Below are 19,561 nucleotides of genomic sequence, written 5' to 3' on the forward strand. Positions count from 1 at the left end.
CATCTGGGGAAGGTGACGCGGGTGGTCCTGGGGGCGAGGCTCAGCCCAGCAGCGTGGAGTCGCCGGGGCAGGCCAGCGCGCGGAACCCGGCGGCCTTCTCGGACAGGCCCATCTCGTCGTAGCAGGCGGCGAGCTTGAGGGCGAAAAACTGGGTGGCGCGGCAGTCCTCGCGGCGTTCGGCGGCCTCCAGGCACACCCGGTAGTGCATCACGGCGAGGTGGTACTGCGCTCCAGACGCGGCGTGTTCGGCCCGGCAATGGCTCATTCTCAGGGACACGATGTCAGTCGCCAGCGCTTTCATGATCCCAAGTCTAAACACGCCTCCGACGACATGAATGAAAGGTGAATCCGATTTCCCCGCGTCCTCGGAGCCGCCTCACGTGCTCCCCAGAGGTCAGACGGGGCGCACCCGGAGCGTCAGCGCGGGCAGATTCACGTCGCCCAGACGCACCCGCAGCGCCGTACCCACCGGGGCGGGCGTGCTCAGCGGCAGGTCGAGGGCGAGCTCCGGAATGAGCAGGGTCGCCTGCGGGCCGCGTCGGTCCACGACCACCGCCTCCCACTCGCGCTCCGGCTGGGCCGCGATGAAGCGCAGGGTGTGGTGGCGGCGGCTGAGCCGTTCGGCCTGCCGGGTGGCGTCCGCGTTCAGGCTCGCCTGCGCGACCCGGGCCGCGACCTCCTTGCCGCTCAGGGGCTCCTCGCCCGTCAGCGCCGCCCTGAGTTGTTGGTGCACCACGAGGTCGAGGTAACGTCGCATCGGGCTTGTGGCCTGGCAGTAGAGGTCGAGGCCCATGCCGTGATGCGGCCCCGGCGCGGGCTGGAAGCGGGTGCGGGCGAGCGTCTTGCGCCGTGCCCAGTGGGCCGCGAGGGTGTCGCCCCGCACGTCCCGCGTCGGCGCGTCCTGGGTGGCGAAGGGAAGGGGGATGGCGTGGTCGTCCGCGTAGATCGCCGCCCCCCACCCCGCCAGCGTCATGCACTCCTGCACCACGGCGCGCATCTCGGGCCTGGGCAGGGGCGTCACGGCGGCGCCCTCCTCGTCCGCCCGCACCCGCACCTCGGGGAGGTCGATGCTCAGCGCCCCCTCCGACTCGCGCAGCTCCCGGCTGGCCCGCGCGAGCCGGGCGAGGGTGACGAAGGGGTCCTCCTCCGCCTCCAGCCGCGCCTGCGCCCCGGTGTACGTCAGCCGGGTCACCCGCACCCGTGTGAGCTGCACGTCCACGGCGTCCGCGTTCCCGTCCGCGTCGAGATCGAGGCTGATCGACAAGGCCGGGCTCGTCTCCGCGAGGCCCAGGCCCGCCCGCTCGACCAGGGCGTCAGGCAACATGCCCATCGTCCGGTCGGGCAGGTAGAGGGTCGCTCCCCGCGCCCGCGCCTCCAGGTCGAGGGGACTGTCCGGCGGGACGAGGGCCGCCACGTCCGCCACATGGACCCACAGCCGGGTGAGGCCCCCCTCCAGCGCTTCGATCCCCACCGCGTCGTCCGGGTCGCGGTTGCCCTCGTCGTCGATGGCGAAGGCCGGGAGATGGGTGAGGTCCAGCCGCTTCTCGTCGGGAAAATCGGGCACGTCGAGCATGACAGGGGTCAGGGCGGCACCCAGGCGGTCGGCGTAGGGCGTCCGCGCCTCCGGCCATAGGCCCAGGCGCAACAGCAGCGCGTGGGCGGCCTCGGGTGTCTCGGCCTGCCCCAGTTCGCGCAGCGCGCGGGACTTCTCCTGCTTGCCGCGCGCCATCAACTCCACCTCGGTGCGTTGCGCGGGCGTCAGGTCGGGGAGGGAATGGGTCATGGAGGGCAGGATAACGGGCCCGCGTTCTCCCCCGCCGCCGAGAGTGGAAAACCAACCTTTACACGAGTCATTCCTGGGGCCACTTCTGACCCTGATGAGGCCCAAAAATAGCGACTCCGGCTGCCCAAGTGAGAGCTAGTAGAAAACCAGACTTGACATTTTGTGCTTCAGATGTTTCTATTCTCTCAAAGGAGGGGCGCATGAATGAGCAGGCGAACGAAAGTTTCCGCGCGCAGGTGGAGCGTCTGGTGGCCGAGGGCAAACTCACCCCCGAGGAAGCGGCGGGGCTGCTGGAGGGGGACGAGCGCGTGGCCGGAGACGTGGCCGCCTCCGATTCGCCGGGGATACCCACGGGAGACACGCCGCCCGACCTCGACCTGGGGGTGAACGGCTACAGCCTGACGGTGCTGCACGACGCGTCGGTGCCCGGGCCGCAACTCAGCGCGAACCGCGAGGGGGAAGTAACCCTCACCGCCACGGCGCACGGCTGGCGGGTGGAGCGGGCCCACCGGCCTCAGGGGGGCTGGTCGGGTGGTCTGCCCGTCAAGGTGATTCTCAGCCTGCCCTTCGCGCCCCGGCACACGCGGGCCGAGGTCCACGGCGGGAACCTGCACCTTCCCGACCTGGCGGGCGAGGCCCGGGTCGAGGTCCACGGGGGAAACGTCCGCATGGGCCGCGCCGCGAGCCTGAGCGCGAACGTCCACGGGGGCAACCTCAAGGCCGCCGAGATGGGTGGGCCCACCCACCTGAGCGTCCACGGCGGCGGACTGAGCCTGGAGGGCGCGCGCACCCTGAATGCCAGCGTCCACGGGGGCAACCTGCGCTGGGCCGGGCAGCTCGTGGGCGGGGACCACCGGGTCGAGGTGAACGCGGGCAATGTCAGCCTCGCTCTGCTTCCCGGCAGCAGCGTCCGCGTGGAGGCCGAGGTCACGGTCGGGGGCTTCATGGCGAACTTCCCCACCACGAAAAGCGGCGGCTTCATGAACGCGCGGCACACCGGCCAGGTCGGTGAAGGGGCGGCCTCACTCTCCTGCCGGGTCACCGCCGGGCAGCTCATGGTCAACACGGCGTGAGGGGGGAAGCGAGATGAGAGAAAAGGTCAAACGTCTGCTCGACCTCGTGCGCGCGGGACGCCTGAGCCTCGACGACGCCGCGCCGCTGCTCGCCGCCCTCAGCCCCAAGCTCGCCCTGACGGAGGGCGACCGCGAACTCGTCGCCTCGCTCCTCGCCCGCGAGGAGATGGAGACCGGGCAGGTTGCCGAACACCTGCTGCTGCTGCGCGGGGTGCGTGACGTGCCTCAGCCGCCCCCGCCCCCCCGGGCCCCGGGCACGCTGGGTTCGGCGGAGTGGGTGCGAACGGGTCCGCTGCCGCGCAGCGTGGTGGACCGCCTGACGGGAGGAATCGATACCATCATGGAACGAGTCGGAGAGTCCGTGGACCGCGCCTTCGAGGGCGGCCCTCCTCGCCCGCCGCGCGGTGCCCCGACCTCTGCCCGCGTCCTGCGCGTGCAGGTCGAGTCCTCGGAGGGGGACGAGTACGCGGCGAACCTGCCCGTCAGCCTCGCGCCGCACCTGCACCGGCTGATTCCCGCCCACGGCATCCGGGCGCTGGAACGCGCGGGCCTGAGCGTCGAGGCCCTGCAACTCCTGATCGAGGCCGACCCCCCGCCCGGCGACCTGATCGACGCCGAGGACAGCGAGGGCAACAGCGTCAAACTCAGCCTGAAGTGAAGCGGAAGGCTCCAGGCACAGGGCAGAAGGCTTTTCGGGTGGCCTTTTGCCCTCGCCCTTCGGCCATCTGCGTAGAGTGACCCCATGCCCCGCCCCCTGCCCCTGCCCTTTCCGGACGAGACGGAAGCGCCACTCGTCACGGAGCTGCGTTTTCCGACGAGCGGCGTCACTGTGCGCGGCGTGTTCGAGCTCAACGAGTTCGCCACCCTGACGCCCGAGAACCTCGACTTCCTGCGCCTGTACATCCGCGTGCGCGGCAACCTCAAGGAGGTCGAGCGGGTGCTGGGCCTGAGCTACCCCACCGTCCGTGCCCGCTTCGACACCCTGCTGCGCGCCATCGGCTACGAGCCCGAAGCCGCCGATCCCCAGTCCGAGGTGCTCGAAAGGCTCGAACGCGGCGAGATCACCCCGGACGAGGCGGCCAGGAAGCTGCGGCGCTGAGGGGCCGGTCCCCTCTCCTGCCCGACCGGCCTACCAGCGGCTCATCTCACGCACGAAGCTGTCCGCCTGGTAGCCGATGCTGTAGGCCTCCATCGCGTCGTGCAGCATCTTCGCCCACTCCAGGTCGTCTTGCACCAGCTTCGCCCAACCCCGCTGGATGGGGGCTCCCCCCGCCGACGGGAACAGCTTGCTGCGGCTGGTCAGCCCCAGGCGGTGCAGGTAGTCCCCCACCTGCGCCGTCGTCTTCACCTGTTGCCGCGCCAGCGCCGTGAGCTGCGCCCGCTCGGCCCGCCCGGTCTTGGCCCACTGGGTCTGGATCGCCAGCCCGTACGTCGGCGCGTAGTCGATGCGCTGCTGAACCGACCCCGGCAGGTCGCGCCACCGCCTCACCAGGTCGCGGGTCTCGGCGGGCTCCTGGGCGGCGCTGATCGGGTTCACCCCCGCCAGCGAGGCCACGAAGCGGTGCGCCCCGAACCAAGCCCTGAGCGAGAACGCCGTCAGCAGGTACCGGGTCTCGGGGTCGGCGGCCAGCACGGGGCGGTGCCGCAGGACGGCGGCGCTGAACGCCTGGGGCCGCCTCTGGTGGTTCCAGTACGCGTTGTGGAAGTACAGGTGCAGCATGTCCACCCGCCTCACCGGGCTCAGCGTCTGCAACTGCTTCACCGCGGCCACGTCGGCGGCGATGTCACGGCGCTCCTTGGCAGGGTCGCGGCGGAACTGCGCCTGCTCGTCTTTGAGGATGGCGGCCTTTTCGGCGGCGCTGAAGGTGCCCCCCGACATCAGTTCACCGAGCCGGTAGGTCGCCGCGAGGTCGGCGGCGGTCAGCGTGTCCCGGCCCGCCGAGGCGGGTGAACCGAGAGCGAGGGTGAGGACGAGCGAGCCCAGAGCCAGGCTGCTCCGCGGAGCGGGTCGCATGTCCGAAGCCTACCCGGGCCGGGCGCTCTTGCCAACCTGGCCGGTCCGGAGAGCGCCTCAGAGCACGCCCAGGTAGATCTCGTCCAGCGTGAGGCTGCGGCCCAGGCAGGCGATCTCGATGCCGCCGCTCCCGCTCAGGTCCTGCAACGTCCAGCCGCCCGCCTGCCGCCCGTAGGCGTACACGCGCCGCTCCTTCTGCTCCACGATCAGGTAGGTCTGGAGGGAGGGGATGGCGATGTAGACGCCGTATTTCCCGAAGCGGTCGTGAGAGGCCGTGCTTTGCGAGAGCACTTCCACGAGCAGGCAGGGGAGGTCTCGGCGTCGTTATCGCCGCTGTCACGGTCGCAGACGAGCGGCACGTCGGGGTAGGAGGCGTTGTCCTCGACCCTCAGCTTCATGTCGTTCTGGTAGAGGCGGCACCCGGCGCGCACGGCGTCTAGGTACAGCGTCCCGAAGATGTTGCCACTGATCAGGACGTGGGGCCGACTCGCCCCGCCTGCCCGTGCAGCGGATACACGAAGCCGCCCACATACTCGCGCCTGTAGGGGCTCTTCTCCTCCGTGCGCAGGAATTCCTCCACGCTCATCGCTCGGGGGGCGGGGTCGCCCATGCCTCCATCGTAAGCTGCGCGAGGTCGTCCCACACCATCCGCACCTCGCGCAGTTCGCCGCCGGGAAGCGGCTCGGTCCTCTCGCCCGCCTCACGTCCGCCCAGGTGGGCATAGAAGGCGCGGGTGGGGTTTTGATCCAGCACCCACAGGGCCAGCGAGCGGAACCCTCGGGCCTGCAACTCGCGCGCCACAGCCGAGACGAGCGCACGCCCGATGCCCTGCCCGTGTGCGGATTTCAGCGCGTAGAGCGTATACAGCTCCGCGTCGAAGCCGGGGTGCTCGCGTGCCGGGCCGCCCGAGGCGAAGGCGACGACCTTCCCCTCCCGCTCGGCGACGAGGACGATCTCGCCCGTCTCGGCGCTCAGGTGGCGGGCCCAGAAGCCTTCGCGCCGCTCGCGGGCCACCTCGCCCGTCGCCCGGGTCAGGAAGTCTTCCGGCATCAGCCCCGTGTACGTCTCCCGCCAGCTCGTGACATGGACGTGGGCGAGGCCCGGCGCGTCGGCGGGGACGGCGGGGCGGACGAGGAAGGGCCGGGTCATGGCCCAGGGTACGGGGTCAGTCCTGCGCCTGCACCTCGGCCTCCTCCTGCCGCGCCTGCCACGCCGCGTAGGTCAGGCGGTCGAGGGAGAAGGTGTCGCGCGTGCGCGTGTACGTGCCCCGCCCGCCCATCCGTCCCACCAGATCGAGGGCGGCGGTCTCGACGTGGTGACGTTCCAGGTTCTGCACGGCGTCGGCGCGCAGGTGGAGGCCCAGCACCTCGCCGAGGATGACGCGGGTGCGCCCGATCACGACCGTCCGCACCTCGCGGCACTCCAGGCTCGCCGGGCTCTGCGCCACGCGCGGCACGCGCACGCGCACGCCGGGGGCGAGGGCCACGCCCAGCGTCTCGGGTTCGCCCAGCTCATACGGAAAGTCGATGGCGGTCGCGTTCATCACGGGGGCGAGGTCCAGGCTCACGAGGTTGACCGTGAACTCCCCACCCCGCCCGATGTTGAGCGCGGTGTCCTTGGGCGTGCCGTCCGCCCGGTCGCCCGGCCCGAAGGCCACGACCGCCGGGTCCGAGCCCATCAGGCCGAAAAAGGAGTAGGGGGCGAGGTTGACGTGCCCGCCCCCTCCCAGCGTGCCCACCCAGGCGACGGGACGCGGCACGACCACCCCGGCGACGAGCTTGTAGACCTCGGCGGGGGCGAGGGCGGAGAAGTCGAAGTGGAGGTGGGACGCCCCGGAAACGGTCATGGCCCAGGGTAGCCCCTCCCGGGAGGGACGCTATGCTCGGGAGGTGCCGGACGCTCAGCCGCTGACCTACCGCGAGGCCTACGCGCGGCTTTCCCGCATCGCCGCCGAGCTGGAGAGCGGGGACGCCGACCTCGACCGGGTGCTCCCGCTGCTGGAGGAGGCGAGAACCGCCTACGCCGCCTGCCGGGACCGCATCGAGGCGGTGCGCGCCGTGCTGGCGGGGGAGTGGGCCACCACCGAGCCGGACGGGGACGAGGACGACGAGGCGGACGATCCCCCCGGGGATGACCCGTACGCCGACCCCTTCTGACGGGCGCTGGGCGTATGCTCGCCCCATGAGGAACGCCCGCCCCTCCGCCGCGCCCCCCGCCGAGACGCTCCGGGCCCCCAGGGTCAATCCGCTCGTGTACCGCCTCGTGGTGATCGTCACGACGCTGCCGATCTTCCTGCGCGGGCAGAGCATCGAGGTCCACGGGCGCGAGCATGTCCCGCCGCCGGGCACGCCGTTGATCGTCGCCGGAAACCACCGCACGGGCTTCGACCCCTTCCTGATCGCCTCCAGCCTGCCGCCGGGCCGCTACATGCAGTTCATGGCGAAAAAGGAACTCTTCGTCCCGGTGATCGGCCCCATCATCCGCGCGGGCGGGTCCTTCCCGGTGGACCGCAGCGCGAACGACTTGGGGGCGGTGCGGACCAGCCTGCGCGTTCTCCAGGCGGGTGGAACGCTCGGCATCTTTCCCGAGGGCACCCGCGGCGGCGGAGAATTGCAGGGCGGCGTGGCCCTCCTCGCGCTCAAGGGCAAGGCACCCGTCCTGCCGGTGGGTCTCAGCCGCGTGGGAAGACGCTGGATCGTCCGCTTCGGCGAGCCCGTCGATCCCACCGGGGGCATCAAGGCCCTGACCGCCCAGATCGGCGAGCGCATCGCCGCCCTCGCGGAGCCGGGGGGGGAGGTCGTCCGCTCACGGTGAGGGAGGCCTCGCCGGGGCTAGAGTGGCCCGAGGGCGGGCGTGGGGGAAGCCGGTGGAACTCCGGCACGGCCCGCGCAACGGTGAGGGTGCTCCTGTGGGGCCCCCGAGTCCGGACACCTGCCCCGTCCGGGCCGCACTTCCCCGACCGGAGCGGCCCGTGCCCCGACCTCCCGCGGCCTGGAGGAACGCGCCCGGCGCCTGCCCCCTCCCGGGTGGGCCCTGGGCGTGCCCCCTCCGCCCCTCACCGGGGGCGGTGCCTCCTTGGCCGCGCGGGGAGGAACGAGACCCCCATGCCCCGACCCCCGACCCTTCCAACCCCCTTCGGCCCATCGGGGCGCGATGAGCCTTGAACGAGAGGGCCGCGCGCCCGCCCTCCCCGCCGCCCGCCCCCGCGTCCTCGGGCGCACCCTCGCGCTGGTCTGCGGGCTTCTCGCCGCCCTTGTGCTCGCGGTGGGGGTGGGGAGCGTGACCATCCCGCCGGGAGAGGTGGTGGGGGCCATCTGGCGCGGGTTGAGCGGCGCGGAACTCGCCGGAAACGACGTGATCGTGTGGCAGCTCCGCCTGCCGCGCGTGGTGATGGCGGTGCTCGTGGGCGCGTGCCTCTCCGTGTGCGGCGGGGCCTTCCAGGGGGTCTTCCGCAACCCGCTCGCCGACCCCTACCTCCTCGGCGCGGCGAGCGGGGCGGCGCTGGGGGCGACGGTCGGGATCGTGGCGGGGTGGCCGCGCCCCGTGCTTCCCCTGGTGTCGCTCGCGGCGTCCCTCGTGGCGGTCGTCCTCACGCTCGCCCTCGCGCGGGAGGGGCGGCGCTTTCCCACCACGCGCCTGATCCTGGCGGGCGTGGTCGTGGGAAGCGTCCTGAGTGCCTTCACCACCTTCCTGATCCTGCGCGGCGAGGACAGAGCAAGGCAGGTCCTCGCCTACACCCTGGGCGACCTGGGCTTCAGCGGCTGGCGCGACGTGGGGACGGTGCTGCCCTACGCGGTGGTCGGCTGTGGCGTGCTGATCGGGCTGGGCCGGGCGCTCGACACCCTGCAACTCGGCGACCTCACCGCGCGCAGCCTGGGCGTGCCCGTGGAGCGCCTGCGCCTGATCGTCGTGATCGCCGCGAGCGTGGCGACCGCCGCCGCCGTCGCGTACGTGGGGATCATCGGCTTCGTGGGACTCATCGTGCCGCATGTCGCGCGGTTGAGCTGGGGGGCGGGACACCGGGTCCTGCTGCCCGTCTCCGCGCTGCTGGGGGGGGCGCTGCTCGTCCTCGCCGACCTGCTGGCGCGCACGACCATTCTTTCGCAGGTCGGCGTGGTGACGACGCTGCTGGGGGGGCCCTTTTTTCTGTGGCTCCTGCGGCGGGGCGGGCGTGAGTAGGGCGGTCGGCGATCAGCCGTCAGCCGTCAGCGCAGAGACGCTGGAGGCGCGGGGCCTGCATGTCCGGGCGGGAACGCACCCGGCGGTGCGGGGGGTGAGTGCGGCGTTCCGGGCCGGGGAGTTCGCCGCCGTGATCGGGCCGAACGGGGCGGGGAAGAGCACGCTGCTGCGGGCGCTGCTGGGCCTGAGCCGCTCGGAAGCGGGGGAGGTATGGCTCTGCGGCCGTCCGCTCGCCGAGTGGACCCGCGCGGAGCGGGCACGCACGCTCGCCTACCTCGCGCAGGGGGAGGAGCTGCCGCTGGACGCCCGCGTGCGGGACGTGGTTTCCCTCGGGCGTGGGGCGGGGGCGTGGAGGTGGGGCCTGATTCCCACGCGGCCCTGGACCCGGGCCGACGAGGACGCGGTGACGGCGGCGCTGGAGCGCACCGACACCCGGCATTTCGAGGACCGCCGCGTCCGCGAGCTGTCGGGCGGGGAGCGGCAGCGGGTCTCCCTGGCCCGCGCCCTGGCCGCCGGGCCCCGCTTCCTGCTCCTCGACGAGCCCACCAACCACCTCGACCTCGCCTACGGGCTGGAGGTGGTGCGCCACCTGCGCTGCGAGGTCGCCGGGGGCCTCGGTGTCGTCGCCGTCCTGCACGACCTCAACCTCGCCGCCCGCGCCGACCGCCTGCTGCTGCTCGCCGGGGGCCGGGTGCTCGCCCAGGGGACCGCCGCGGAAGTCCTCACCCCCGCCCACCTCCACGCCGCCTACGGGCTGCGGGCGAGGGTCACGCGGGACGGGGAGCGCCTTCTCGTCATCCCGGAGGACTGAACCGCCTTGCCGCCGAAATACTTCAAGACCTCCGGTCATCTGCTCGTCTGCCAGGGCCCGAACTGCAAGGCCCGCGGCGCGGACTTCCTGTACCGCGCCCTCTGGACCCACCTGGAGCGCCAGTCGCTCGCCTACTACAAGACGGGCGGCAGCGTCCGCCTCACCGAGAGCGGCTGCCTGGGGGCGTGCAGCTACGGCCCGGCCCTCTGTGTGTACCGCGAGCGGGGGGGCAGGCTGGAGGAGGGCTGGTACGCGGCGGTGGACTTTTCCCTCGCCTCGTCGGTCGCGCGGGCGGTGCACGAGGGGGAAGCGTTGCCCCGGGAGCGGCGGTACGGGCCGGATGAGTGAAGCTCCGTCCCCCGTGCGGCGGGGTGGGCCTCATGTGGCCTGGGACAAAGGCCAGGCCGGGGGGGTGTAGAGAGGGGTCATGGAGCCGGTCAAACTCATCTCTCTCTCCGTGAAACGCACCCGCCTGCGTCCGTGGATCGACTTCGGCGGCTTTTTCGCGTTCTTCGGCATCTCGGGGGTGGACCACGACCGCGAGCGCCGCGTCCAGAAGCGTTTCGAGGAGGAGTTCTACCCCCATCAGGTGACCGCGACGCTCTCGGCCCGCGTCGCCCCCGGCCCCTACGCCCTGGGCGGTCTGCCGGAGGAGGCCAACCGCCTGGGCTGGACCGTCCAGCCGAACGGCGCGGCGACCACCCGCCTGAGCGACGACGGCCTCGCCAGCCTGCGCGCGTGGATGGAGCGGGGATCACGGACGGTGCAGCCCACGCCGCTGTAGGGGCGTGAAGGACGGGGCGCGAAGGTGTTGTCATGCCGAGCGCCAGCGAAAGCTCCTCAGCCTGCCAGACCCATGTGAGCCCAGCTCTGGCGTTCATCGGCCCGCAGGACAAAGCTCAACCCCCTTCCCCAAAAGGCGTGGGGCAGAACTAAGCGGTCGTTTCACCCGCAGCTTTCCGTCACCGCCACAGCCCACCCACCCAGGCCAACCCGAAGCACACGCCCGCCGCAATCAGGGCGGCCAACATGGGGGCGAGCGGCCACTCGATCCCCGGAGCCGCGCGGCCAAGCTTGTTCTGAGCGGCCGCCTCGGCTCCCGCCGTCCGCGACGTGCCGAGAGCCATCGCTCCAGCCAGGACGCACAGGACGGTGCCCGCGAAGTTGAGTCCGGCCAGCACACTCGCCAGCCCGTTCCTGAACAGCAGGAGGCCGAGGAGGGCCGAGACGGCGCCGAAGCCCACCCCGTAGAGTGCCCCGCGTCGGAGGGGGTCTCCTAGCGCCGCCCACCGCGTCCGGGGTTCAAGCGACGACTTCATGGGGTCAGAATACTACCGCTACACAGGGCTCCGACCCTTATATTCGCGTCGACCTCACCCCTACCCCCGCACCACCTCCAGAATCTTTTCCCCGTACTTGCGCAGCCGCTCGGGGCCCATGCCGCGCACGGCCCGCAGGTCGTCGAGGGTGTAGGGCACCCGGCGGGCGATCTCGGCCAGGGTGGCGTTGCTGGCGATGATGAAGCGGCTGACCTCCTGCCGCTTGGCCTCGGCGTTGCGCCACTCGCGCAGCCGGGCATACACCGCGGCCTGCTCGTCGGTGAGGTTGGCGGCGGGGTCGGGCGCCCCCCCACCCGCCTCCGCCGTCGGCAGGTCGGGCGGCAGGTCGGGCAGGGCGGGCGCGGGGTCGGGCTCCGGCTCGGCGGCCCGGGTCGGCTCGGCCTCGACGGGTGTCTGCGCCACCGTGTCCACGGCTCCCTCCGGCTCGTCAGGAGCGGCGAGGGGCGGCGTGGTCTCCAGCTCGGGGGCGTCGGGGCCCGCGCTGATCGGGGTGGGCAGGGGCGCGGGCGCCGGGGGCGGGCTGCTGAACACGATCTCGGGCGTCCAGGGCGCCTCCTCGGGCTCGGTGGGCGTGGGCGAGGTGGGCCGGGCCCCCCCCTCGGGCTCGGCCTGCGGGGCGGGCTCGGGCGCGTCGAAGGTCACCCGGTCGAGGCCCTGCGGCGCGTCCGCGCGCGGGGCGTCGGGCAGCGGCCGGTCGGGCCGGGGGAGGTCGGCGCGGGCGGGGCGCTCCGGGCGACCTCCCCGGTCACGGCGGAAGCGGTCCTCGCGTCGCGTCGCGGCCTCCTCCTGGGCGGGCGGGGGAAGGGGGGCGGGCTCCGGCACATCCGCCTGCGCGTCACCGCCCTCCACCTCCAGGTCCCGCACGAGGGGGATGGGGGCATTCACGGGTTCTTGCACCTGGGGAGCGCGCAAGAGGGCCAGGGCCGTCTCCGCGTCCTGCAAGCCGGGTGAAAAGATCACCCCGCCCTCGACATTGCGGGTGGCGGCGAGCACCCCGCCGGGGAGGTGGGGGGTGTCGGGCGCCGCGTCGGGGGGCAGCAGCAGCGCGGTCGGGCCGAAGGGGAGCGCGCCCCCGCCGAGCCGCTCGGCGAGGAGCCCGGTCGTGCGGGCGGCGCGGGCCAGCCGCAGGGGCAAGGTCGCCACGTCGCGCAGGGCGAGCGCCACCGTCAGGTCGGCGGGGGCGGGGGCCGCCGGGGCGGGAGCCTCCCCGGCGCCGAAGAGCAGCGCGAGGTGCCCGTCGCCGAAGCCCGTCAGCGTCACCGGGTCGCGGTAGACCACGTAGGCGGCGCCGCGTGAGGGCCAGCCGCCCCCCGGCGCGAGGGTGGCGTCCACGATCACGGGCACCCCGGCGCGGGCGGCCCGGCGCAGCAAGCGGTCGTCGGGCTCGGCGAGCCACACGCCCCGCGCGCCCGTCCAGTCGGCGTCGAGCCCGGCGGCGGCGAGGCCCTGCCCGGCGAGCGCCGAGCGGTTCACGCCGAGGCGTTCGTCCACCCGCAGCACGCCGGGGCCCAGCAGCGCGGCGAGTTGCCGGGCGAGCGCGGCCTCCCCCGCCAGGGTCAGGCCCCAGTCGGCGCCCTCCAGCGCGGCGAGGGCGCTTGCCAGCCGGGCGTGGGGATCACCGCGTTCGGCGTGGAGGGCCACCAGCCGGGTGTCGGGCCGCGTCTCCGGACGGGCAGGAGCTTGGGAGGAGTCGGGCGAGTTGGTCATGGCGCCCATTGTGCCGCACCGGGGCGGGGCAGCCGCGCGAGAATCCGCGGGGCGTGAACTTCATGTCCCCGCATCTGCGGCCACCTCCACCCGACGGTCCGCGTACCGTGGGGCCATGAGGACCATTCTGCTGACGGCCCTGCTGCTGATTGCCCCCTCCGTGAGCGCCCAGGGAGGGACGACCCCGGCCCCCCCACCCGCCCCCGCCGCGGCGAACACGGCGACCCTGAGCCTCACCGCGCGGCCCGGCACGCTGGCCGAACTCACCCTGACCACCGTCACGCGCCTGACCCTGGAGGACGTGCAGGTGAGCGCCCCAGACGGCGCGGGCCCGGGCGAGGCGGAGCTGAGCGACCTGCGGCGCGGAATCGAGGAGACGCTGGGTCGGGTGGGCCCCCAGACGAGCGTCGGCAAGGCGTTTTACAAGGTTCAGGAGCGTGCCCCGGACGGCACCGTCACCCTCCTGAGCACGGTGGTCACCGACGTGCCCGGTCAGGGCCCCGTGGCCCTGCGGACGGTGCAGAGAGTCGCCCCGGACGGCACGGTGAGCCTCGTCCGGCTGGAGAGCGACAACCCGCTCGTGCAGTCGGTCCTCTCCGGCCTGAGCCCCGAGGCGCTGCGGGCCCAGGCGGGCGGGGGCGGAAGCGACCTGACGGGCGTGTACGGCCAGACCTTCACGGTGGGGCAGCCCGTGACCCGGACGGTCACGGTGGACGCCCAGGCGCTGCTGGGAAATCTCTTCGGGGCGGTCGCCGCCGGGCTGGGGGGCGGCCAGAATCCGCTCGGGCAGGTGCAGGCCAGCCCGCTGACCGTCACCACGACCACGACCTACCGGGGCGTGAACCCCGCCGGGCTGCACGTGTTCGAGACGCGCAGCACCAACGCCGACTGGACGCTCGAATTCGGCGGTGAGGGCGCGGCGGCGGGCACCCCGCGCATCCGGCTCGACCTCCTCGGCGGCTCGACCGGCAGCGGCCTGAGCCTCTACCGCCAGGGCGGCCTCCCCGTGGGCAGCGCCCAGGTCCAGGCCACGCGCCTGCGGGTGAGCCTGACCCAGCCGGGCGGCGAACAGCTTCAGGTGCTGTTGCGCCTCGACCAGACCGTCACCCTGCGCCCTCGCTGAAGGGAAAGGGCAGGGGCCCCCTCCGCTACTTCCCGAACCTCCGGTCGCGCCCCTGGAAGTCGCGCAGGGCCCGCAGGAAGTCCACCCGGCGGAAGCCCGGCCAGTACACGTCGCAGAAGTAGTACTCGGAATACACGCTCTGCCACAGCATGAAGCCCGAGAGCCGGATCTCGCCGCTGGTGCGGATGATGAAGTCGGGGTCGGGGATGCCCGCCGTGTACAGGTGCGCGCTGATGTGCTCGGGTTTCAGGTGCGCGACCACGTGCTCAAGCGTTCCGCCCGCCGCCGCCTGGGCGCTGAGGTGCTGCTTGACCGCATCCACGATCTCCTCGCGGCCCCCGTATCCCACGGCGATATTCAGCAGCATCCCGTCGTAGCGGGCCGTCTTCTCCTCCAGTTCGCGCAGGGCGTCCAGAACATTGACCGGAAAGTCGTGGTGCTGCCCGATGGCGCGCACCCGCACCCGGTTGGCGTGGATGCGCGGGTCGCGGGCGAGGTTGCGGGCCTCGCGGTCAAAGAGGCCCATCAGGTGGCGCACTTCCTCGGGGTCGCGGGCCACGTTGTCGGTCGAGAGCACCCAGATCGTCACCGCCGGGATGCCCAGTTCGAGGCACCACTGCAAGACCTCGTGCGCCTTGTCGATGCCGAACTCGTAGCCCAGTTCGCGCTCCACCCCGAGGGCCCGGGCGTAGCGGCGGTTGCCGTCGAGGATCAGGCCGAGGTGGCGGGGAAGCTTGCCGTGGCTTTTGACCGCCCGGGCGAGGCGTTGCTCGTAACCCCACAGCAGGGCGCCGCGTGCCGCGTCCCGCGTTTTCTTGGCGGTGCGGAGGGCGGCTTTGAGGGGCGGGCGGGTCATGACGGGCGTCAGTGTAGCGCCTGGGGGGGAGGGCGGCTTCCCTCCAAAGGGGCAGGGGGCGCGGCGGCGGGCCAGCCGTGGTCGCGGGCCTGGAGCGTCCAGGTTGGGGGTCTGGACAGCAGCCTCTCTTCACTGTAACCCGCAGGGCCGCAGGGGGTGGGCGCCGACGTCCCCCGGCGACCCTCACCCCCGATGGGGCTCTTTTCGACCCCCGCACCCCGGCCAGAACGGGACCACCCCGACGAGGCCGTCCCGTCTGCCGAGGAGGTGCCCAGTTCGCGGCCCGTTCCCCCTACACGTCCTCGCCCCCCGTGTCCATCCGCACCACCCGCGGGGTGAAGGTCGCCACCACGTCCACGAGGTCGCTCTGGCGGGCCAGGACGTGTTCGATGCGCTTGTAGGCCTGGGGCGCCTCGTCGATGCCGCCGCCGATCAGGGTCACGCCGCGCTCTCGCAGGTAGGCCTGCACGTCCTTCTTGGCGAGGGTGTTCGCGGCGGCCTTGCGTCCGAGCTGGCGACCCGCCCCGTGGCTGGCGCTGGCGAGGGCCTCCGGGTTGCCCTTCCCGCGCACCACGAAGCCGGGGTCGGCCATGCTGCCGGGGATCAGGCCGAGCTGGCCGCGCTCGGCGGGGGTGGCCCCCTTGCGGTGGACGATCCGCTCATGGCCCTCCACCGCCTGCTTCCAGGCGAGGTTGTGGCTGTTGCCGACGGTGACGGCGGGCCTGACCCCCAGCGCGCGGGCGAGGCGGGCGTGGATCAGGTCGTGGTTGGCGAGGGCGTAGCGTCCGGCGAGGTTCATCGCCTGCCAGTAGCCCTCGCCCTCCTCGGTGTCGAGGGGGAGCCAGGCGAGCTTGCGGCCCTGCGCGTCGAGGGCGGGGTGCAGGGCCTGGGCCACCTTCGTGTAGTGGTTCGCCACCTGCGCCCCGAAGCCGCGCGAGCCGCTGTGCGAGAGGATGGCGAGGTACTCGCCCGCCTCCAGCCCCAGGTCGTGGGCGGGTAAGCTGAGGGTGCCGAACTCGACGAAGTGGTTGCCGCTGCCCGAGGTGCCGATCTGCTCGGCGGCCTTGCCGTGCAGGTGGCGCAGGAGGGGCTGATCGCGCCACGTCTCCTCATGCAGGACCTCGTGGTCCTCGCGGTCGCGCTTCTCGAAACCCACCCCGGCGCCGAAGCGGGTGTGCTTGGTCAGGAGGCGGGTCGCCTCGTCGGTGCTCAGGCTGGCCGGGGCCAGGGGCAGCACGCTCAGGCGCATCGAGCAGCCGATGTCCACCCCGACCCCGTAGGGGATCACGGCGCCCTCGGTCGCCAGCACCCCGCCGATGGGGAGGCCGTAGCCCACGTGGGCGTCGGGCATCAGCGCCCCGGCCCGGGCGACGGGCAGGCGCATCGCCACGTCCATCTGGTCGCGGGCGCCGGGTTCAATCAGGTCCGCGCCCCACACGCGGTAGGGGAGGGGGGAGGGGCGAAGCGCACTCGCACGCCGGGCGTCCAGCACCGCCTGCTGGGAGGTCAGCTCCGCCGCCAGCTCGGCATACACGCCGCCCGAGACGTACGCTTCCGGGTTGGCCTGCACCGAGCGCAATTCGTTCAGGATTTCCTCGCGGTCGATTCCTGCGCGCTCGCGCAAGGTCGCGGCGGCGAGGGCCAGCGCGACGGCTTTTTTCTCGAAGCCCAGCTTGGTGATCTGTTTTCCGTTCATGGGGTCTTTCTGCGGAACGGAACCCGGCGCCTTGCGCCATTCACGTCCCGTCGGTGGTGAGGAGTGGGGGGAGGCCCCGGTCGTCTCGTGTCTCGTCCTGATCTCGTCCGTCGTCTGGGTCTGCGGGTGTGTCCAACATGTCGCCCCCTTCCTCAAAAGGTGCGGTGTGAAGACTCGAGGTCCGCCCGTCAGTGTGCCCGGCGCCCTGCCCGGACGCATCGGCCAGATGACGCAAGGCGGGTAGGCCGGACGGGGCCACGCCTCAGCCCCACTCCTCCTCGTCGTCGTGCGTGAGTTGCCGGGCCCAGTCGGTCACCACCTCGGGGTAGAGGCCGTGCAGCCGGTCCAGCAGCCGCTCCACGTCGGCGTCCGACCAGCCGCCCACCCCCGGCAGGCGGCGCGGCGGCGTCCCCGGGAGAAAGGAGGCGGGGTCGTCGCGCAGGACCAGCAGGGTGGCGGCGGCGTGCTTGCAGATGGCGTTGTACTCGTCGGGGCAGGAGCACGAGACCTCGCCGTTCTGGAGGTTGACCCGCACCCGGTAGGGGGCTGGACGGCTGCCCCGCACGCGGGTCCGGACGACCTCGCCCTGCCGCTCGCGGTGGGTGACCTGCCCGCAGAGCGGCTGTGCCCGCTCGCGCACCTTGCCGGGGGCGGAGCGCAACAGCTCCTCCGGGGTCAGGCTCACCGCCGGGCCCCCAGCGCCGCCCGCGCCTCGCCCACCTCGTCCCAGGGCAGGGTCTCGCCGTCCCGTTCCAGGGTGTCCTCCGGCCCCTTCCCGGCAAGGAGCACGGTGTCCCCCGCCCGCGCCCCGCGGATCACGTGCCGGATCGCCTCGCCCCGGTCCCCGATGCTCGTGAAGTTGGACCGGCCCGCCTCCCGCGCCCCCCGCTCCATCTCGCGCAGGATGTCGGCCAGGGGCGTGTCGCGGTGGTCCTCCTCGGTGAAGACGGCGTGGTCGGCGAGCCGGGTCGCCACCTCGCCCAGGGGCGCGCGTTTGCCGGGGTCGCGCGGCCCACCTGCCGAGCCGATGAGCACCCACAGCCGCCCGGCGGTCGTCGCGCGCAGGGTGGAGAGGGCCTTTTCCAGGCTGGGCGGCGTGTGCGCGAAGTCCACGATCACGCGGGGGGCGTCCTCGCCCCCGTGGACGAGTTCCATTCGCCCCGGCACCCCCCGGAAGGAGGCGAGCCCCTTCACAAGTTGCGGCACGCTCGCGCCCAGGTGAGCCGCTGCCCCCAGCCCGGCCAGCGCATTCGCCACGTTGAACCGCCCGATCATGGGCAGGTGGGCGCCGAACTCGCCCAGGGGGGAGAGGACATGGAAATGCAGGCCGGTGGCGCGTTCCTCGATCCGCGCGGCCCGCCAGTCCGCCTCCCGCCCGTCCGCCGAGTAGGTCGTCTCCGACGGCGCGAGGCCCATCAGCCTCTGTGTCCACGGATCGTCCGCGTTCAGCACGGCGTGGCGGGCGCGTTCCACCAGCTTCCTCTTCTCCGCGAAGTAGTGCTCGACCGTGCCGTGAAAGTCGAGGTGCTCGCGGCTGAGGTGCGTCCACACCGCCACGTCCCAGTCCACCCCCCGCACCCGGTCCAGGGCGAGGGCGTGGCTGCTCGCTTCCAGCACGACGGCCTGGGCACCCGAGGCGACCATCTCCGCCAGGGTCGCCTGCACCTGTGGCGCCTCGGGAGTCGTGAAGTGGGCCGGAAAGTGCCGCAGCACGCCGTCCGGCAACTCGTACCCGACCGTGCTCAGAAGGCCGGTTTCCAGCTCCGCCGCCCGCAGCAGATGCCGGGTCAGCCAACTCGTCGTCGTCTTGCCGTCCGTGCCCGTCACGCCGACCACGCGGAGCTCCCGGCTGGGGTGTCCGGCGAGGGCCGCCGCCGTGTCCGCCAGGGCCGCCCGCGCGCTTCGCACCGTCAGGTAGGGGAGGGTGGAGGTCGACCCTTCCGGCAGCCCCTCGCCCAGAACCGCCACCGCTCCCCGCGCCGCCACCTCGTCCAGAAAGCCGTGCCCGTCGAAGCGCGCCCCGCGAATAGCCACGAAGGCGAACCCCGGTTCCACCCACGCCGCGTTGTGCGTCACGCCGCGCACCTCCACGTCGGGCAGGGGGGAGGCGGGGACGGCGAGAACGGCGGCGAGGTCACGCAGGCGCATACAGGTCGAGACTAGCAGCCGCCCTCCGGGCCCCACGAAGGTCCTTTCCCTTCAGGACGCCGACGCCCGCGAGGTCGGTTGCGTTCACCGGAAGCCGGCGGGCAGGGTGGATAACTGACAAGGCCGCACCGGCACCTGTCCTCACCCTGGCTCCCCGGCTGACGGCTGAGGGTTGACGGCTACCTCAACAGCGGCAGCCCGAACCCGTACCCCTGTACCCGGTCACACACCCACTGGAAGGCCGCCGGGTCATGCACGAAGTCGAGCCGGTCGCCGGGCACCCGCACGACCGGGCAGGCGTCGAAGGCCCGGATCCACTCGTCGTAGAGGCGGTTGAGGCCCAGCAGGTAGGCGTCGGGGATGCCCTGCTCGTAGTCCCGCCCGCGCTGGGCGATGCGCTGCCGCAGCGTCGGCAATGCCGCGTCGATGTGGATGAGGAGGTCGGGCACCCGCAGGGCGGGGAGGATGCCCTCATAAAGGCCCAGGTACGTCCTCCAGTCGCGCGCCTCCATCTGCCCGCTCTCAAAAAGGTTGCGCGCGAAGATGTTGGCGTCCTCGAAGACGGTCCGGTCCTGAATGACGTAGCGCGCCCCCGTCACGAGATGGAGGTGCTGCTCCAGCCGCCGCGATAGGAAGTAGATCTGCGAGTGAAAGGAGTACCGCCGCATGTCGCGGTAGAAGTCCTCCAGGTACGGGTTCTCCGCGTAGGGCTCGTAGACGGGCCGCAGGCCGTACCGTTCCGAGAGCATCCGCGTCAGGGTGCTCTTGCCGCTGCCGATGTTGCCGGAGACGGCGAGGTACATCAGCTCGTCCCGCTTGCGCCCGTGGTGT

At 72.7% G+C, this 19,561-nt stretch carries 24 protein-coding genes and 1 riboswitch; of the genes, 10 read left to right on the forward strand and 14 right to left on the reverse strand.

The window, feature by feature from the left end; translation table 11 throughout:
• Nucleotides 1-40: 40 nt before the first annotated feature.
• Nucleotides 41-301, reverse strand: a complete 261-nt coding sequence (locus IC605_RS12015; RefSeq protein ID WP_216323956.1) for a hypothetical protein — start codon at nucleotides 299-301, stop codon at nucleotides 41-43.
• A gap of 93 nt (nucleotides 302-394) precedes the next feature.
• The gene (locus tag IC605_RS12020; protein ID WP_216323959.1) at nucleotides 395-1,783 is read right to left on the reverse strand and encodes a ribonuclease R family protein; all 1,389 of its coding nucleotides are present in this window, start codon (nucleotides 1,781-1,783) and stop codon (nucleotides 395-397) included.
• A 200-nt stretch (nucleotides 1,784-1,983) separates the two neighbouring features.
• On the opposite strand from IC605_RS12020, the gene IC605_RS12025 reads away from it, so the two are divergent.
• The 3 genes from IC605_RS12025 to IC605_RS12035 all read left to right on the forward strand — a co-directional run bounded on the left by IC605_RS12025 (nucleotide 1,984) and on the right by IC605_RS12035 (nucleotide 3,955).
• Nucleotides 1,984-2,856 carry a DUF4097 family beta strand repeat-containing protein gene (locus IC605_RS12025; RefSeq protein WP_216323962.1) on the forward strand — a complete coding sequence of 291 codons (873 nt, stop codon included), beginning with the start codon at nucleotides 1,984-1,986 and terminating at the stop codon, nucleotides 2,854-2,856.
• A gap of 13 nt (nucleotides 2,857-2,869) precedes the next feature.
• Complete coding sequence (locus tag IC605_RS12030) at nucleotides 2,870-3,514, forward strand: hypothetical protein (RefSeq protein WP_216323965.1); 645 nt, start codon at nucleotides 2,870-2,872, stop codon at nucleotides 3,512-3,514.
• An 84-nt stretch (nucleotides 3,515-3,598) separates the two neighbouring features.
• Complete coding sequence (locus IC605_RS12035; RefSeq protein ID WP_216323968.1) at nucleotides 3,599-3,955, forward strand: DUF2089 domain-containing protein; 357 nt, start codon at nucleotides 3,599-3,601, stop codon at nucleotides 3,953-3,955.
• 30 nt (nucleotides 3,956-3,985) lie between these two features.
• Here the strand turns inward: IC605_RS12035 and IC605_RS12040 are convergent, their stop codons facing one another.
• The 5 genes from IC605_RS12040 to IC605_RS12055 form a co-directional block, all read right to left on the reverse strand.
• Nucleotides 3,986-4,870, reverse strand: a complete 885-nt coding sequence (locus IC605_RS12040) for a hypothetical protein (protein ID WP_216323972.1) — start codon at nucleotides 4,868-4,870, stop codon at nucleotides 3,986-3,988.
• A 57-nt stretch (nucleotides 4,871-4,927) separates the two neighbouring features.
• Nucleotides 4,928-5,167 (reverse strand): Uma2 family endonuclease, encoded by a 240-nt coding sequence (locus IC605_RS24640; protein ID WP_343216596.1) that lies wholly within the window; start codon nucleotides 5,165-5,167, stop codon nucleotides 4,928-4,930.
• 172 nt (nucleotides 5,168-5,339) lie between these two features.
• Nucleotides 5,340-5,480 carry a hypothetical protein gene (locus tag IC605_RS24645; RefSeq protein ID WP_246580736.1) on the reverse strand — a complete coding sequence of 47 codons (141 nt, stop codon included), beginning with the start codon at nucleotides 5,478-5,480 and terminating at the stop codon, nucleotides 5,340-5,342.
• Nucleotides 5,453-6,019: a GNAT family N-acetyltransferase gene (locus IC605_RS12050; protein ID WP_216323974.1), complete on the reverse strand. Its 567-nt coding sequence runs from the start codon at nucleotides 6,017-6,019 to the stop codon at nucleotides 5,453-5,455. Before IC605_RS12050 ends, IC605_RS24645 begins: the two co-directional genes overlap by 28 nt.
• A gap of 16 nt (nucleotides 6,020-6,035) precedes the next feature.
• Complete coding sequence (locus IC605_RS12055; RefSeq protein ID WP_216323977.1) at nucleotides 6,036-6,716, reverse strand: flavin reductase family protein; 681 nt, start codon at nucleotides 6,714-6,716, stop codon at nucleotides 6,036-6,038.
• A 43-nt stretch (nucleotides 6,717-6,759) separates the two neighbouring features.
• On the opposite strand from IC605_RS12055, the gene xseB reads away from it, so the two are divergent.
• The 6 genes from xseB (at nucleotide 6,760) to IC605_RS12085 (ending at nucleotide 10,644) form a co-directional block, all read left to right on the forward strand.
• A complete protein-coding gene (gene xseB, locus IC605_RS12060; RefSeq protein WP_343216597.1) occupies nucleotides 6,760-7,026 on the forward strand; it encodes an exodeoxyribonuclease VII small subunit in 267 nt (88 codons plus the stop codon).
• Nucleotides 7,027-7,051: 25 nt separating this feature from the next.
• Nucleotides 7,052-7,684 (forward strand): lysophospholipid acyltransferase family protein, encoded by a 633-nt coding sequence (locus IC605_RS12065; RefSeq protein ID WP_216323983.1) that lies wholly within the window; start codon nucleotides 7,052-7,054, stop codon nucleotides 7,682-7,684.
• Between the two features lie 43 nt (nucleotides 7,685-7,727).
• Nucleotides 7,728-7,802, forward strand: a riboswitch (cobalamin riboswitch).
• A 221-nt stretch (nucleotides 7,803-8,023) separates the two neighbouring features.
• Complete coding sequence (locus IC605_RS12070; protein WP_216323986.1) at nucleotides 8,024-9,049, forward strand: FecCD family ABC transporter permease; 1,026 nt, start codon at nucleotides 8,024-8,026, stop codon at nucleotides 9,047-9,049.
• An 85-nt stretch (nucleotides 9,050-9,134) separates the two neighbouring features.
• Nucleotides 9,135-9,860, forward strand: coding sequence for an ABC transporter ATP-binding protein (locus IC605_RS12075; RefSeq protein WP_425514222.1), 726 nt, complete (start codon nucleotides 9,135-9,137; stop codon nucleotides 9,858-9,860).
• Nucleotides 9,861-9,866: 6 nt separating this feature from the next.
• Nucleotides 9,867-10,208, forward strand: a complete 342-nt coding sequence (locus tag IC605_RS12080; RefSeq protein ID WP_216323992.1) for a (2Fe-2S) ferredoxin domain-containing protein — start codon at nucleotides 9,867-9,869, stop codon at nucleotides 10,206-10,208.
• Nucleotides 10,209-10,317: 109 nt separating this feature from the next.
• Nucleotides 10,318-10,644: a hypothetical protein gene (locus IC605_RS12085; protein ID WP_343216598.1), complete on the forward strand. Its 327-nt coding sequence runs from the start codon at nucleotides 10,318-10,320 to the stop codon at nucleotides 10,642-10,644.
• A gap of 178 nt (nucleotides 10,645-10,822) precedes the next feature.
• Here IC605_RS12085 and IC605_RS12090 read toward each other — a convergent pair whose 3' ends face one another.
• Together IC605_RS12090 and IC605_RS12095 are read right to left on the reverse strand one after the other, a co-directional pair.
• Nucleotides 10,823-11,179, reverse strand: coding sequence for a hypothetical protein (locus tag IC605_RS12090; RefSeq protein ID WP_216323998.1), 357 nt, complete (start codon nucleotides 11,177-11,179; stop codon nucleotides 10,823-10,825).
• A gap of 60 nt (nucleotides 11,180-11,239) precedes the next feature.
• The gene (locus IC605_RS12095) at nucleotides 11,240-12,907 is read right to left on the reverse strand and encodes an HRDC domain-containing protein (RefSeq protein WP_216324001.1); all 1,668 of its coding nucleotides are present in this window, start codon (nucleotides 12,905-12,907) and stop codon (nucleotides 11,240-11,242) included.
• 115 nt (nucleotides 12,908-13,022) lie between these two features.
• Between IC605_RS12095 and IC605_RS12100 the strand changes: the two genes are divergently transcribed.
• A complete protein-coding gene (locus tag IC605_RS12100; RefSeq protein WP_216324004.1) occupies nucleotides 13,023-14,030 on the forward strand; it encodes a hypothetical protein in 1,008 nt (335 codons plus the stop codon).
• Between the two features lie 25 nt (nucleotides 14,031-14,055).
• Here the strand turns inward: IC605_RS12100 and IC605_RS12105 are convergent, their stop codons facing one another.
• From IC605_RS12105 to IC605_RS12125, 5 genes are all read right to left on the reverse strand, one after another.
• The gene (locus IC605_RS12105) at nucleotides 14,056-14,886 is read right to left on the reverse strand and encodes an isoprenyl transferase (protein ID WP_216324007.1); all 831 of its coding nucleotides are present in this window, start codon (nucleotides 14,884-14,886) and stop codon (nucleotides 14,056-14,058) included.
• Nucleotides 14,887-15,178: 292 nt separating this feature from the next.
• Complete coding sequence (locus IC605_RS12110) at nucleotides 15,179-16,582, reverse strand: RtcB family protein (RefSeq protein ID WP_216324022.1); 1,404 nt, start codon at nucleotides 16,580-16,582, stop codon at nucleotides 15,179-15,181.
• A gap of 262 nt (nucleotides 16,583-16,844) precedes the next feature.
• A complete protein-coding gene (locus IC605_RS12115) occupies nucleotides 16,845-17,267 on the reverse strand; it encodes an SWIM zinc finger family protein (protein WP_216324025.1) in 423 nt (140 codons plus the stop codon).
• Entirely contained in the window at nucleotides 17,264-18,730 is a 1,467-nt protein-coding gene (locus IC605_RS12120; RefSeq protein WP_216324028.1) for a UDP-N-acetylmuramoyl-L-alanyl-D-glutamate--2,6-diaminopimelate ligase, read from the reverse strand. The genes IC605_RS12115 and IC605_RS12120 overlap by 4 nt, the downstream gene beginning before the upstream one ends.
• Nucleotides 18,731-18,909: 179 nt before the next feature.
• The gene (locus IC605_RS12125) at nucleotides 18,910-19,533 is read right to left on the reverse strand and encodes a deoxynucleoside kinase (RefSeq protein ID WP_216324031.1); all 624 of its coding nucleotides are present in this window, start codon (nucleotides 19,531-19,533) and stop codon (nucleotides 18,910-18,912) included.
• Nucleotides 19,534-19,561 lie beyond the last annotated feature (28 nt).

The organism is Deinococcus aestuarii (genome assembly GCF_018863415.1).
Lineage (GTDB): Bacteria > Deinococcota > Deinococci > Deinococcales > Deinococcaceae > Deinococcus > Deinococcus aestuarii.